We start from the raw sequence: 12,865 nt of genomic DNA on the forward strand, positions 1-12,865 counted from the left end.
CATTTTCCGCCATGACTTATCTGCAACGAAAAACCCGCACGGTCGTCGTCGTCGGCTTCGACGGTGTTCAGTCACTGGACGTAGTTGGGCCGATGGAGGTATTCGCCGTCGCCAATCGCCACAGCCCTGCCGAGGTGGCTCCATATGAGGTCGTACTGGCCTCGACCGATGGCCATGAGATCGCCACCCACGCCGGTTTTCGACTCGCTGGAGCCATCGCCCTTGCTGACCTACCCGCAGAATTGGACACGATCATCATTGCCGGAGGTAGTGAGGATGCGCTGCGTAGTGCTGCTTGCGAAGACGGAGTTTTGCCCTGGTTACGCGAGCGCTCCACCCAGACAAGACGCATCGCCAGCGTCTGTACAGGCGCCTTCGTACTGGCGGCAGCGGGCTTTCTCGACAATCGTCGCGCGACCACCCACTGGAACGCCTGCGAGTTGCTGAAGGCACTCAGACCCGCGATTCACGTCGAGCCGGATGCGATCTATGTCGCCCAACCACCTTTTTACACGTCGGCCGGTGTCACGGCAGGGATCGACTTGTGCCTATCACTGGTAGAAGCCGACTGTGGGGCGGCTGTCGCCCTGGCCGTTGCCCGTGAGCTGGTGCTCTATATGCGTCGACCAGGCGGGCAGTCGCAGTTCAGTGCCGGACTGAAGGTTCCAGCGAACGCAACACCGCGCTTGCGCTCGTTGATAGCCGAAATCATCGACGACCCCAGTGGGGACCTCAGCGGTCCGGCGCTGGCTCAACGGGCCGGTATGAGTGAAAGAACGCTGTCGCGGATGTTCCGCAAGGAAACAGGCCATCCACCGGGCTACTTCATCGAAACCGCTCGCGTCGACCGGGCCAAGCTATTGCTCGAAACATCGGAGTGGCCATTGGCAAGAATTGCCGATCGCGCCGGTTTCGGCAGCCTGGACGCCCTGCACAGGGCGTTTCTCAAACGTGTAGGCGCAACGCCGGGCTTCTATCGTGAGCGATTTGGAGCACAACGCGCTGACCGGGGCCCACCCGACTACTGAGACCCTAGCCCTGGGCACCCTTGAGTGAGTGGCGGTACAGCGACACGCAGTAAAGCGCCAACGCCACACCCGCCAGCGCACCGCCGACCACGCCGATGTAGGAAAACCCCAGCTGCCGCCCTACCCAACTCCCCACCAGCGCCCCACCGCCAATGCCGATGTTGTAGATCCCGGAAAACATCGCCATGGCCACGTCGGTGGCGTCCGGCGCCAGTTCCAGCACCTTGCGCTGCAGCGACAGGCCAAAGCCCATGATGGCGATACCCCAGAAGATGCTCAGCACACTCAGCGCCGAAACATTGCCACTCAAGGGCAGCAGCAGGAGCAGACAGACAGTCAGCAACGAGGTCACCACCAACAGAAACGGCTGCGGGTGTTGCCGATTGAACCTGCTGAACAGCCATGAGCCCAGGACTCCGGCACCACCGAACAGCAGCAGGATCAGGGTGACCACCTCGCCACTCATGCCCGCCACGGTCTTGATGAACGGTTCGACATAACTGTAGGCAGTGAATTGCGCAGTGATTACCGATGCCGTCAGGCAGTAGACCGCCACCAGCGCCGGGCGCTTGAACAACACCGGCAGGCTTCTCAGTGATCCCGAGTTCTGGCTCGGCAGCAACGGCAGGGTCTTACCCAGCCAGAGCACCAGGCCGCCAGCCAATACGGCAATCACCAGGAACGTCGTACGCCAACCCATGGCTTCGCCCAGCAACCGGCCCAGCGGAATCCCCAGCACCATCGCCATGGACGTCCCGGTCGACAACAACCCCAACGCCTGCACCTGCTTGCCCGCCGGCGCCACCCGTACCGCCAGGGACGCGGTGATGGACCAGAACAATGCGTGGGCCAGGGCAATGCCGATCCGGCTCACCAGCAGGACGCCGAAACTGCTGGCGATGCTCGACAGTACATGGCTGGCAATGAACAACCCGAACAGCACGATCAGCAGCTTGCGTCGCTCGACGTTACGGGTCAGCAGCATCATCGGCAGCGAAGTCAGCGACACCACCCAGGCGTAGATGGTCAGCATCAGGCCGACCTGTGCGGTCGACATGTCGAAGCTCTCGCCGATGGCACTCAACAGCCCGACCGGCACGAATTCGGTGGTGTTGAAGACAAAGGCGGCCAGGGCCAGGGCGATCACCTGTTGCCAGTTGCCGGTGTTTTCAGTTGCTGGGGTGGTCATTTGCCAATCCGTCTTACGCTATCGAGGATCGGGCCATCGACGGCTCAGGGGCCCGACGCCCGAAGAAAAGCAGGTGAAGCCTGGGTGACGCACAGGGTGCAAGGCTCGCTCCCTGAGGCAGCTCGATGGCTGGGAACTGACGAGCATGCCCCGGTCACGTTGCAACATAACAGTTGTACTGCCTCGCAGATAGGACAGTGGCAGCGATACTCAAGCGCCTGACCCATACCAGGCATTGAGCAGCACCAGTTCCACGAAGGCTACACACGCCGCGAAAATCAGGAATCCCGGAGAAAACACGCGTTTTCTGCGATGGTTCGAACCGTCCGGCAGATTCAGAATCCCGGCGATCAGATCAAGTAGCTCGCTCATGTGCATCCATAGCGCGGGTTCCTCCTGTTTTCAGTGCAGCGTCGCCGCGCGACGACTCTGGCCGATCCGGATGCGGTCCAGCGCACGATTCAAGGCGTCCAGGGCATTGAGCAGCGCCTGGGCCTCTGCTTCCCGACCATCACCCCAAAGGCGTTCGGCCATTTTGTTCAGGGCCTGGATCGACTTTTCGATATCGGCCGCTGTCGCTGCCGAGCTACCTGCCAGCTGTGTCTTGGGCATTTTTCGAACTTCGATTGAGGAGGGATGGAGTTTTTTACCACGCCAGGCCCGCTACTGAAAGTAAGACACGTTTGTCTTCCTGGCGACCCGAAGAACGTGTCTCGCCACGGCAGCTTCACAAGCCGCCGTGCAACGCCGCCAGGCTGCGATGTGTTCGTGGCTATCTCTCCAAGACAGTACACCACAGAGAGAACACTGCCCTGGCTGCCTGAAAAAATGAATTAAGGCGCCAGGGCCGGACAATCAGGATCTGACGCGCCGGAAAACGAACGCCCCCAGCCCCCAGAGCAACCCGAGCAACGCAGCGCAGCCGGAAGCCGACAGCACACCCAGCTTGGCAATCCCCAGCAGGCTCTGGTCGGTGTAGGCCAGGCCGGCAATGAAGATGGACATGGTGAAACCGATACCGGCCAGCAGACCGATCAGCACCACGCCCCGCCACTCCACGCCTTCCGGCAGTTGGCAAAGCCGCGTCTTGACCAGCACCAGGCAGGACAGCACCACTCCGAGCGGCTTGCCCAGGACCAGGGCCAGGAAAACGCCGATCATGACCGCCTGGGTAGTCCCGGAATCCAGCGACAGATGGCCCATCTCGACCCCGGCATTGGCCAGCGCGAACAGCGGCATGATGCCGTAGGCCACCCAGGGATGCAGGGCAACCTGCACGCGCTTGACCGGTGCCAGCAGTTCACGATGGGCCTGGCGAATCCGAGCGAGCGGTTGATGCACGGCATCGTGGTCCGGACGCTCACTGACGTGGACGACCAGCTCACGAATGGCCTGGCTGAGGGTCGCCAGCGGACGCTCCGTGGCGGGTCGGGAATAGACCGGGGTCATCAGCCCCAGCACCACCCCGGCCAGGGTTGGATGCACGCCCAGGATGGCAAAGCCGGCCCAGAGAATGGCGCCCGGAATCAGGTACAGCCAGGCATTGGCGATCCCCATTCGCTGGAACAGCAGCACCGCCAGGATCCCCGCCAGCGCCACGACGGCGCCCAGCGGATTGAGTGAGCTGGTATAGAACAGGGCGATGATCAGCACCGCCACGATGTCGTCGATGATCGCCAGGGCGAGCAGGAACACCCGCACCCCGGAAGGAATCGTTTTCCCGAGAAGGGCGAGCACCCCGACGGCAAAAGCGATATCCGTCGCCGTCGGCACGGCCCAACCGCTGATGGACGCATGGCCGGCGTTGAAGAACACGTAGACCAGGGCCGGCACTGCCACCCCGCCCAAAGCCGCCATGACCGGCAGTGTCGCCATACGCATGTTGGACAGGGAACCGTCCTTCATCTCAGAGCGGATCTCCATCCCGACCACCAGGAAGAAGATCGTCATGAGGCCGTCATTGACCAGGTAGTGCAATGTCGCTCCGGCGGAAAAACTGCCCAATGAAATGCTCAGGCGGGCATGCCAGAAGGCCTCGTAGTCGACAGATGTCGGCAGGTTGGCCCAGAGCAGGGCGACGATGGCGGCAATGAGCAGCACGATACCGCTGACGGCTTCGATATGACTGAAGCGTTCGATGGCGGCGAGCGCCTGCTGGGTGAGTTGCTGAACGCGAGGGATAGAGTGGGACGCGGGTGTGTTGGGTGCGGGCATGAGCCATCCTCACCAGCGGCCCGACCGGCGTAAGTCTTTAACCTGCGCCTTTCGATGGAAAGCCACACCCCTGTATATCGTAGGGTGAATGCCAGTGTGGCTGCAACCCGGTCGAACCGATATACCAGGCCCTGCGCTGCGAACCGATCGGGTTCGGGCCCGCTACCACCTCAATAGTCGCGGTCCCAACCAAGCCCCCAGCACCGTGGGCAGCAGCATCCCGGCCAGATACCATACGCACCAGAAGGTCACGTTCATTTCCGGACAATGCAGACAGTAGGCCAGCGTGGCGGTGGCGCCCGCCAGCAAACCACCGGCAGCCCCTGCGGCGCGCAAGCGGGTCGGATTCATCGTGCGCAGCACCCACACATTGGCGACCAGCGCCGGTAGCGAAAGCAGCGCGATGTTCAGCGCGCAGGTTTTCCAGGTGGTGCCGAACAACAGGCCTGTGCGATCACCCACCGATGCGCCGAACCACTCCAGAGCGCCCCCCAGCCACACCAGTGCCACCGGTATGAGCAATGCTCCTGCGGCCGGCCCGGTCTTCACGCCAGGGCGAGCGAGACGGTGCACCAACACCAGTGCCACGCCCAGCAGTACACCCGGCAAGGCCAACTTGGCCCAGAACAGCGGCGTACGTGCGACCTCGGCCAGGTCCGGGCGCACGCCATACAGGCTGGCCATCAGCAGCACGGCACCCAGCCCGCCGGCGGCCAGCGCCAGTACCAGGCGGCGCGCCAACACATGGGGCGGCACCCGGGGGTTGCCGGTGGCCAGCAGCCCGATCAGTTCGTCAGTGTTCATCGTTACGCTCACCTCGAATCATTTTCGCCAGGCTTTTCAGGCCACGGTGAATGTTCACCTTCACTGCGGAGATGGACTGCCCCACCTTGTGCGCGGTTTCGTCCACCGACAGCCCTTCGAGCTTGACGTACTCGATGGGCAGGCGCTGCCGGTCGGGCAGCTGGCTCAGCAGGCGCCCCAGGTCCCGGCTCGCTTCGGTGGCCTGGTCGTCAGTCTCGGCGAACCATTCGGCCTGATCGTCCAACGGCAGCTGCCGATCCTGGACGCGTCGTGCCGTGCGCAGGTAATCAGCCAGCTTGTAACGCCCGATGGCTTGCACCCAGGCGGTGACCGGCTGCCCGGGCAGGTAGCTGTGTCGTGCATTGTGCACCGCCAGCAGCACCTCCTGCACCACATCCTCCACCTCCGCCGGCCGGCCGGCCGATCAGACGCCGCCCCAGAAACGCGCGCAGGTGACCGGCCAATGCCGTGAGGAACGCCCGATAACTAGCGGCATCACCGGCCAATCCGGCGAGCAGCAGGCTCTTGAGCTGTTGTTCACGCTCGGCAAGGCGTTCCTGATGGTTAGTTCGTTGCATACGCTGCCCTGGTTACAACCCGTGGCTGAAAAATGCACGGGCCGTTGCAAGCGGCAGATCCTACCCAAGCTCCCGGCGGACTCACAAGATCGACCCAAACAGACCCTCTGAAAAAAAATCGGTACCGCTGTAACCAAACCTCAGGGTGCAACGAATTAGCTACTGACCACTGCGAACAGTGGCCCATTCAATCCTGAACATCATTGGAGTCCACCTCATGAAAGCTATTGCCCTCAGCGCCGCCGCCCTCGCCCTGGCCGCCCTCGCCGGTACCGCCATGGCCGATACCACCAGCCAAGGCGCCGCCATGAGCAAGAACCCGGCCATGGAAAAATGCTACGGCGTGGCCAAGGCCGGCGAGAACGACTGCAAGGCCGGTGCCGGTACCACCTGCGCAGGCACCGCGAAAAAGGACTATCAGGGTAACGCCTTCAAGGAAGTGCCGGCCGGCACCTGCACCGGGATCATGACGCCCAACGGCGCCGGCTCGCTGACCCCGAAAAACGCCTGAGATGAACAGCACCGCCTCACTGGGCGCAGGGCTGGGGCTCAAGCCCCAGCACTTCACCGAGGCACTCGAGGCCACAGCCCCCGGGTTGTGGTTCGAGGTGCACGCGGAGAACTACCTGCTCGGCGGCCCCCGCCGTGCCTGGCTCGAACGCCTCGGCCAGCGCCATCCACTGGCCCTGCACGGGGTATCGCTGTCACTGGCTGCCGACGCCCCACCCGACCCACAACACCTGGCCCGCCTGCGCCACCTGGCTGATGCCGTGGCGCCGGTGCTGGTCTCCGAACACCTGGCCTGGGCCACTTGGCGCGGCCACTACTACCCTGACCTGCTGCCGTGCCCACGCAGCCGCACGGCCCTGGCACGTATCGCCGACAACGTCGCCCGCACCCAGGATGCACTGGGCCGGCGCATCGCCGTGGAAAACCCCAGCCATTATCTGCACCTGGAAGGCCATGAGCTGGACGAGCCGGCGTTCCTCGGGGAACTGGCCCACCTCAGCGGTTGCGGCCTGCTGCTGGACCTGAACAACGTTTACGTCAGCACCCACAACCTCGGCCAACATGCCGACGTCTACCTCAGGGACTTTCCTCTCGACCAGGTGATGGAAGTGCACCTGGCCGGGCATCGCGCCGACCACGCCAGCGCACTGCTGATCGACAGCCACGACACCGAGATCAGCGAACCGGTCTGGGCGCTCTACCGGAACCTGTTGGCACGCACGGGGCCCCTGCCCACCCTGATCGAACGCGATGACGCGCTGCCGGACTTCGACACGTTGATGAGCGAGCGCACGCAAGCGCAAACGCTGCTGGAGAACACGCCATGAGTACCCTGGCCCGTTTTCAGGACGACTTCGTCGCGGCCCTCTACCAACACCCGGCACCGGCGCTGGAGTCGCTCACCGCACAGCCGGGTTTCGCCGTGTACCGCAACACCGTGCGAGCCGCGTGCATCGACGCCCTGTGCGACAACTTCCCGAGCGTGCTCACCCTGGTGGGCGAAGCATGGATGCGGGCCGCTGCGGACACCTACGCCCAGGCACACCCCCCCATCGATGCACGGCTGGCGCTGTATGGCCATGAGTTCCCGGCATTCCTGGCGGAACATCCCGGCGCCCAGCACTTGCCCTACCTGCCGGATGTGGCGCAGTTGGACCGACTCTGGCTGGAAGCCTTCTGCTCGACGGTAGAACCGGCCCTGGCGCCTGCGGCACTGGCCAGCGTCGCGCCGGAAGCGCTCGGCAGACAGGCACTGCGCCCACGCACCAGTGTGCGCTGGCAGTGGTGCGCGCAACACCCGGCCCATGCCTTGTGGGACTGCAGCCGTTTCGAGGGCATCGCCCGGCAGCCAGCCCATTGGCACGGGGAAGGCACCTTGCTGGTCGGCGAACTGGACGGGGTCACCCATGCGCCCCTGAGTGCTGGCGCGGTGGCCTTTCTCGACGCCTGCGCCGACGGGCTGTCGCTGGACGCCGCCAGCACCCACGCCCAGCGGCGTGAACCGGATCTTGATTTCACAACGCTGTTCGGCACGTTGATGGCCGCACAGGTCTTCGCCCCTCTCCCACTCGAATGAAGGTACCTTCCATGAACGCTTCCGTGCTGACCCGCCTGCTGAGTGACAACCTCCTGTTGCTGCTGGCCCGCCTGGGCATCGCTTCGGTGTTCTGGCTCTCCGGGCGCACCAAGGTCGAAGGCCTGCTGACGATCAGGCCCGGCACCTATTCGCTGTTTCGCGATGAATATGCCCTGCCCCTGCTGCCCCCGGAGCTGGCGGCACACCTGGCCACCTACGCCGAGCATCTGTTCCCCCTGCTGCTGGTGCTGGGCCTGGCCACCCGGTTCTCGGCCCTGGCCCTGCTGGGCATGACCCTGGTGATCGAGATATTCGTCTACCCCGATGCCTGGCCGACCCACCTGACCTGGGCCGCCCTGCTGTTGCTGCTGGTCGGCCGCGGTGCTGGCAGTTGGGCGCTGGATCGACGCCTGGGCTGGCGCTGAAATCGCGGTAGTCGCCCTTTCAGAGCAGGATTTCGATATCTCCCGTGGGGAACGCGACACAGGAATAGATCCAGCCGAAGTCACGATCGGACTTGCGCAAATGGGCCTCCTGCGGATTGAACACCGTGCCACGAAGCAACTTGACCCGGCACAGGCTGCACTCGCCTGAACGGCAGGCGTTTTCGGTGCCGTAGCCATTGCGCTCCAGGGCATTGAGCAAGGGCTCGCCCACGCGGCTGCGGAACTGACCGCGCCCATTGACCGTGACGGTGACCTCATCATCCAGTGAGACGCCTTCAGGCCACCCTGGCTGCTCATTCGGCGCCTTGGGCGCACCATTGGCCTCGACGCGGATACGTCGACGCTTCACACCCAGTGCCATGAGCAGCTCGATACAACTGTCATTGAACGGCGTGGGACCACACACGTAGAACATCTTGTCGCCGATCTCGCCGAGCAGTTGCTGCAGCAGTGGCTGCGTCAGGCGACCGGTGTGGCCCCGGTGGTCGGCCGGAGGACGGGAAATCACCTCGCTCAAGGTGAAGTGGGCATGGCGATCGGCCAGGCCACGCAGTTCATCATCGAAAATCACATCATCGATGTAGCTGTTCACGTAAATGAGGTGGAAACGGTACGGCAGGCCACGCTCGAGGATGTCCAGCAGGATACTGCGCGCCGGCGCACCGCCCGAGCCGCCGGCCAGGAACACCAGGTCATCGCCATGGAACAGCGGATTGTGGTGAAAGCTGCCCATCGGCCCGGAACCGAGCAGGCGCTGCCCCACCACGACCCTGTCGAGCAGATGGTTGGACACGAAACCACCTGCGGCCCGCTTCACCGTCAGGTCGTAATGGGAACGCTGCGCGGGCGAAGAAGACATGGCATAGGGTCGAGCGGTGGCCACGCCATCGATGTCGACGAACAGGTTGATGTACTGCCCGGCCTGGAACGGTGGCAGCACGCCACGGTCCGCGGCGACCAGGCGCAAGGTCCGGGTGCTGGCGGTCTCGTCGATGATCTCGGCGACCTCCAGTTCCAGCCGCTTGGGATGCAACTGCACCACGGTGCTGGCGACCTCCCCCCTGATTTCGCGGAAGTCGCTGCCCGTCCGCTCCAGCACCTCCTTGGCTTGCCAGGCTTCACGAAAGCCCGCGACGGCATTCAGCAGGTTCTGCTCAGACATGCTCCACCTCCCTGGTTTTCAACTGTTTGAGCACCGCCCTGGCGGTGGATTCACCCGCCATGTAGGTCGGCTGGAAGCCGCCCATGGTGGTCCATGAGCCGGCGATATAGAGACCGGGCACACCCTCCAGGCGCTCGCGCAGCAAGGCCGAATCCTGTGTGCTTTGCTGGAACCCATAGATGGCGCCACCCGGCGTATTGAGATAGCGCATCATGGTCAGCGGCGTGGCGACTTCGACCTCCTCGATGTACTGGCGCACCTTCGGGTAGACCTTCTCGATCACCCCGATCAGTTGCTCGGCGAACGCGTACTTGGTTTGCGCGTAATGCTCCGGCGACACGGCCTTCCAGGGCTCGGCATATTGCAGGCAAACCAGCACCACCTGGCTCTTGCCGGGGGGCGCGGCCTCGGGATCTTCGAGGTTGTAGCAGGTCAGCATGCCGCCCAGGGGGGGTTCCAGGCTGCCCATGCGCTGGAAGATCTGCTCTTCGTCCAGGGTCTCGTAGATGAAACTGGACGCTTGCGTGACGCCCAGTTCCTGCGGGGTGCAATCCAGGCCCAGGTAGATGACGAAGGCCGAGGTCCCCATGCGCCGGGATTTGAAATCCTGCCGGACCTTGAGCGGGGGCTGCTCGAGATCCAGCAACTCGTTGAAGGTGGTCAATGGGCTGGCATTGGACACCACGGCCGCACAGGAAACGCTCTCGCCCCCCTCAAGGCGTACACCACTGATGCGACCGCCGCGGGTATGAATCTTCTCTACGCCGCAGTTGAAACGGACTTCGCCACCGGCTTCGAGAAACGACTCCACCAACGCACTGGACAAGGCCTGGGAGCCACCCTTGATATGCCAGGGCTTGAATGCCGCGTAGGCATACAACATCGCGGCCAGGTCCGGAAACGGCAGCCTGCTGGGGGGCACGCCGAGGTAGAGCCAATAGGTGGCCACCACCCGCTTCAGCTTGGGGTCGCTGAAAAATTCGTCCAGCACCTCTTTCACCGAGCGGAAACCGTACTTCACGAAGCACGGGCACATCGACTCGAGCATCGCCTGGCTGTTGCTGCGGCGCGCCTGGGGCAGGGTCATGAAGCTTTCCACGGTGATCTTCTCGCAGAGCGCCAGGAAGTCCGCAATCGCCTGGGATTGCGCCGGAAACAGCCCCTGCAGGGTATTACGCACCCCCGACCAGCTGGCAGGCAGGGTGACGTCGATCTCCCCCGGCACCACCAGGCGATACAGCGCCTGCTCCTGGACGAACTCGACCTTGTCCAGCACGCCGAGCTTGTCGAACAGCTTGCGCATGACGAAGGGTTTGTCCTCGGTGCCCAGGCCGCTGAGCTGGTGCAGCGCCACTTCGAACTCGAAATCGCCACGCACGAAGGACGTGGCGCAACCGCCCGGAATGTTGTGGCGCTCCAGCAGCAGGGTGCGACAGCCGCCCCGCTGCAAGGCCGTTGCGGCGGTCAATCCGGCGTTGCCAGCGCCGATCACGACGGCGTCATAGTGTTGCATGTTCTTCCCCTTAACTTATCAGTGCTAAGATCACGCTAAAAAAACACCCCGGACGGGCTGGCCTCCGTTCGCACGACTCACGACTTCGGCCTCATTGTGGGGCACAGGCTACGAAGCAATCTTAGCACTGTCAAGATACTTCGCCATGCTAAGATCGTGGCCACGCTGATACCTTCCAATTCCCTGCTGTCGAGACCACCCCCGCATGACCAAGACCTCCGCCCGCTCACGCGATACCTACCACGTGGGCAACCTGGCGCCGCAACTGCTCGACGCCGCGCGACAGATGCTCGAGCAAGTGGGACCGACCAAACTCTCGTTGCGGGCGGTTTCGGAGCGGGTCGGAGTCAGTTCAACCGCGGCGTACCACCACTACGCGAACCGCGCGGAACTCATCGGCCATCTGGCCGCCCAGGGTTTTCGCGAACTGGGCAAGGTGCTGGTGATCAGGGATGCCCACAGCGACGGCGTGCGGAAACTGCGTAACGCGAGCCTGGCCTACTTCAGCTTCGCCCGCGGCAACCCGGCCCTGTACCAGTTGATGTTCGGCCCCGAATTCGCCAACGGCGAGATGATCCCGGAGCTCAAGGTCGCGCGCGAAGAGGCGTTCGGCGAGCTCAAGCGCATCATCGCCGAAATACTGGGGCTGGATGTGCAGCATGCAGAAGTGCGCCGGGCCGCCCTCGCCGGCTGGTCCTATACCCATGGCCTGGCATCGCTGGTGATCCATAACGTCCTGCACTTCCCGGCCGGGACCACCGACGAGCGTTTCGTCGACAGCACCCTGCAAGGCTTTGCGCAGTTGTTCAAGGTCGAGAACCGGGACTGAACCCGACGAGCAGTCCTCAGGCAGCGGACACGACCGTCTGCTGCTGTTCACCCAGGCCCTCGATCCACAGGCGAACCGTGTCGCCGGGCTTGAGCCATTGCGGTTGCGGCTTCATGCCCATGCCGACACCCGGCGGGGTCCCCGTGCAGAGAACGTCTCCCGGCTGCAGGGTGATGTAGCGGCTGACGTAGGAAACGATCTGCGCCACCGTGAAGATCATGGTGCGGGTGTTGCCGGTCTGGCGGCGCTCGCCATTCACGTCCAGCCACATGTCCAGGTTCTGCGGATCGGCGATCTCGTCGCGGGTCACTAACCAGGGCCCGATGGGACCGAAGGTGTCGCAACCCTTGCCCTTGTCCCACTGCGATGACTGCAGCTGGAACGCACGCTCGGAGACGTCGTTGACCACACAGTAACCGGCCACGAAATCGAGGGCCTGCGCCTCGGAAACCGAACGGGCCTCGGTACCGATGACCACCCCCAGCTCCACTTCCCAGTCCAGCCTGGTCGACTCGCGCGGTTGCACGATGTTGTCGTGCGCGCCACAGATACAGGTGATTGCCTTGGTGAAGATCACCGGTTCATCCGGAATCGCCATGCCGGCTTCTTCGGCGTGGTCGCGATAATTGAGGCCAATGGCAATGAACTTGCGAATCCCCGCCACCGGCGCGCCATGGCGAACGCCCTGCTCGACCAGCGGCAGCGAAGCGATGTCGAGCCGGGCGATGCGTGCCAGGCCGGCTGGCGTGACATCGTCGGGCGTGATGTCGTCCAGGTGAGCCGACAAGTCACGGATACGTCCCTGGGCGTCTACAAGGCCCGGACGTTCCTGTCCGGGTTGGCCAACACGGCAGAGCTTCATCTGATTGTTCCTCATCGTGCGGGGCGCGTGTTCCACGGGCCCTGAAAGGGAAACCTGCCGATACGGGCGGCATCCGGCGCCAGCTCGAAAACAAGCGGACCACCAGAGTAGCACCGATCGCCGCCGGGGCACTGCACCCTGGGCTCGTCATGAT

Annotated in this window: 14 protein-coding genes and 1 pseudogene; 6 read left to right on the forward strand and 9 right to left on the reverse strand. The window is 63.7% G+C overall.

What is annotated here, in order from left to right:
* Positions 1 to 11 precede the first annotated feature (11 nt).
* Positions 12 to 1,028 (forward strand): GlxA family transcriptional regulator, encoded by a 1,017-nt coding sequence (locus tag ACMGT0_RS19065; RefSeq protein WP_416769266.1) that lies wholly within the window; start codon positions 12 to 14, stop codon positions 1,026 to 1,028.
* 4 nt (positions 1,029 to 1,032) lie between these two features.
* Here the strand turns inward: ACMGT0_RS19065 and ACMGT0_RS19070 are convergent, their stop codons facing one another.
* The 6 genes and pseudogenes from ACMGT0_RS19070 to ACMGT0_RS19095 form a co-directional block, all read right to left on the reverse strand.
* The gene (locus ACMGT0_RS19070) at positions 1,033 to 2,217 is read right to left on the reverse strand and encodes a sugar transporter (RefSeq protein ID WP_416769268.1); all 1,185 of its coding nucleotides are present in this window, start codon (positions 2,215 to 2,217) and stop codon (positions 1,033 to 1,035) included.
* 210 nt (positions 2,218 to 2,427) lie between these two features.
* Entirely contained in the window at positions 2,428 to 2,589 is a 162-nt protein-coding gene (locus ACMGT0_RS19075) for a hypothetical protein (protein ID WP_162491358.1), read from the reverse strand.
* A 30-nt stretch (positions 2,590 to 2,619) separates the two neighbouring features.
* Positions 2,620 to 2,829 (reverse strand): hypothetical protein, encoded by a 210-nt coding sequence (locus tag ACMGT0_RS19080; RefSeq protein ID WP_026145362.1) that lies wholly within the window; start codon positions 2,827 to 2,829, stop codon positions 2,620 to 2,622.
* Between the two features lie 243 nt (positions 2,830 to 3,072).
* On the reverse strand, positions 3,073 to 4,431 hold the full coding sequence (gene nhaA / locus ACMGT0_RS19085) for a Na+/H+ antiporter NhaA (RefSeq protein WP_416769270.1): 1,359 nt from the start codon (positions 4,429 to 4,431) through the stop codon (positions 3,073 to 3,075).
* A gap of 162 nt (positions 4,432 to 4,593) precedes the next feature.
* Complete coding sequence (locus ACMGT0_RS19090; RefSeq protein WP_416769271.1) at positions 4,594 to 5,235, reverse strand: DUF1109 domain-containing protein; 642 nt, start codon at positions 5,233 to 5,235, stop codon at positions 4,594 to 4,596.
* Positions 5,225 to 5,813, reverse strand: a pseudogene (locus tag ACMGT0_RS19095) (sigma-70 family RNA polymerase sigma factor). The gene ACMGT0_RS19090 and the pseudogene ACMGT0_RS19095 overlap by 11 nt, the downstream one beginning before the upstream one ends.
* 217 nt (positions 5,814 to 6,030) lie before the next feature.
* On the opposite strand from ACMGT0_RS19095, the gene ACMGT0_RS19100 reads away from it, so the two are divergent.
* The 4 genes from ACMGT0_RS19100 to ACMGT0_RS19115 are packed head-to-tail and all read left to right on the forward strand — an operon-like array spanning position 6,031 to position 8,324.
* Complete coding sequence (locus ACMGT0_RS19100) at positions 6,031 to 6,324, forward strand: DUF2282 domain-containing protein (protein WP_054056965.1); 294 nt, start codon at positions 6,031 to 6,033, stop codon at positions 6,322 to 6,324.
* Position 6,325: 1 nt separating this feature from the next.
* Positions 6,326 to 7,150 carry a DUF692 domain-containing protein gene (locus ACMGT0_RS19105; protein WP_416769273.1) on the forward strand — a complete coding sequence of 275 codons (825 nt, stop codon included), beginning with the start codon at positions 6,326 to 6,328 and terminating at the stop codon, positions 7,148 to 7,150.
* A complete protein-coding gene (locus tag ACMGT0_RS19110; protein WP_416769275.1) occupies positions 7,147 to 7,899 on the forward strand; it encodes a putative DNA-binding domain-containing protein in 753 nt (250 codons plus the stop codon). Before ACMGT0_RS19105 ends, ACMGT0_RS19110 begins: the two co-directional genes overlap by 4 nt.
* 11 nt (positions 7,900 to 7,910) lie before the next feature.
* A complete protein-coding gene (locus ACMGT0_RS19115; RefSeq protein ID WP_239687910.1) occupies positions 7,911 to 8,324 on the forward strand; it encodes a DoxX family protein in 414 nt (137 codons plus the stop codon).
* 19 nt (positions 8,325 to 8,343) lie between these two features.
* Here ACMGT0_RS19115 and ACMGT0_RS19120 read toward each other — a convergent pair whose 3' ends face one another.
* Together ACMGT0_RS19120 and ACMGT0_RS19125 are read right to left on the reverse strand one after the other, a co-directional pair.
* Positions 8,344 to 9,507 (reverse strand): 2Fe-2S iron-sulfur cluster-binding protein, encoded by a 1,164-nt coding sequence (locus ACMGT0_RS19120; protein ID WP_054064549.1) that lies wholly within the window; start codon positions 9,505 to 9,507, stop codon positions 8,344 to 8,346.
* Entirely contained in the window at positions 9,500 to 11,020 is a 1,521-nt protein-coding gene (locus tag ACMGT0_RS19125) for a phytoene desaturase family protein (protein ID WP_416769278.1), read from the reverse strand. The genes ACMGT0_RS19120 and ACMGT0_RS19125 overlap by 8 nt, the downstream gene beginning before the upstream one ends.
* Positions 11,021 to 11,225: 205 nt before the next feature.
* Here ACMGT0_RS19125 and ACMGT0_RS19130 point away from each other — a divergent pair, with 205 nt between their 5' ends.
* Entirely contained in the window at positions 11,226 to 11,849 is a 624-nt protein-coding gene (locus tag ACMGT0_RS19130) for a TetR/AcrR family transcriptional regulator (protein WP_416769280.1), read from the forward strand.
* 16 nt (positions 11,850 to 11,865) lie between these two features.
* Here ACMGT0_RS19130 and ACMGT0_RS19135 read toward each other — a convergent pair whose 3' ends face one another.
* A complete protein-coding gene (locus ACMGT0_RS19135) occupies positions 11,866 to 12,711 on the reverse strand; it encodes a fumarylacetoacetate hydrolase family protein (RefSeq protein WP_054056972.1) in 846 nt (281 codons plus the stop codon).
* Positions 12,712 to 12,865 lie beyond the last annotated feature (154 nt).

It is taken from the genome of Pseudomonas sp. RHF3.3-3, from assembly GCF_048069595.1.
Classification (GTDB): Bacteria; Pseudomonadota; Gammaproteobacteria; order Pseudomonadales; family Pseudomonadaceae; genus Aquipseudomonas; species Aquipseudomonas fuscovaginae_B.

What these genes read in the sequence shown, in the direction of transcription:
- ACMGT0_RS19065 (WP_416769266.1), top strand. Translation starts at nt 12, where the DNA reads ATGACTTATCTGCAACGAAAAACCCGCACGGTCGTCGTCGTCGGCTTC.
- ACMGT0_RS19070 (WP_416769268.1), bottom strand. Translation starts at nt 2,217, where the DNA reads ATGACCACCCCAGCAACTGAAAACACCGGCAACTGGCAACAGGTGATC.
- ACMGT0_RS19075 (WP_162491358.1), bottom strand. Translation starts at nt 2,589, where the DNA reads ATGAGCGAGCTACTTGATCTGATCGCCGGGATTCTGAATCTGCCGGAC.
- ACMGT0_RS19080 (WP_026145362.1), bottom strand. Translation starts at nt 2,829, where the DNA reads ATGCCCAAGACACAGCTGGCAGGTAGCTCGGCAGCGACAGCGGCCGAT.
- nhaA (WP_416769270.1), bottom strand. Translation starts at nt 4,431, where the DNA reads ATGCCCGCACCCAACACACCCGCGTCCCACTCTATCCCTCGCGTTCAG.
- ACMGT0_RS19090 (WP_416769271.1), bottom strand. Translation starts at nt 5,235, where the DNA reads ATGAACACTGACGAACTGATCGGGCTGCTGGCCACCGGCAACCCCCGG.
- ACMGT0_RS19100 (WP_054056965.1), top strand. Translation starts at nt 6,031, where the DNA reads ATGAAAGCTATTGCCCTCAGCGCCGCCGCCCTCGCCCTGGCCGCCCTC.
- ACMGT0_RS19105 (WP_416769273.1), top strand. Translation starts at nt 6,326, where the DNA reads ATGAACAGCACCGCCTCACTGGGCGCAGGGCTGGGGCTCAAGCCCCAG.
- ACMGT0_RS19110 (WP_416769275.1), top strand. Translation starts at nt 7,147, where the DNA reads ATGAGTACCCTGGCCCGTTTTCAGGACGACTTCGTCGCGGCCCTCTAC.
- ACMGT0_RS19115 (WP_239687910.1), top strand. Translation starts at nt 7,911, where the DNA reads ATGAACGCTTCCGTGCTGACCCGCCTGCTGAGTGACAACCTCCTGTTG.
- ACMGT0_RS19120 (WP_054064549.1), bottom strand. Translation starts at nt 9,507, where the DNA reads ATGTCTGAGCAGAACCTGCTGAATGCCGTCGCGGGCTTTCGTGAAGCC.
- ACMGT0_RS19125 (WP_416769278.1), bottom strand. Translation starts at nt 11,020, where the DNA reads ATGCAACACTATGACGCCGTCGTGATCGGCGCTGGCAACGCCGGATTG.
- ACMGT0_RS19130 (WP_416769280.1), top strand. Translation starts at nt 11,226, where the DNA reads ATGACCAAGACCTCCGCCCGCTCACGCGATACCTACCACGTGGGCAAC.
- ACMGT0_RS19135 (WP_054056972.1), bottom strand. Translation starts at nt 12,711, where the DNA reads ATGAAGCTCTGCCGTGTTGGCCAACCCGGACAGGAACGTCCGGGCCTT.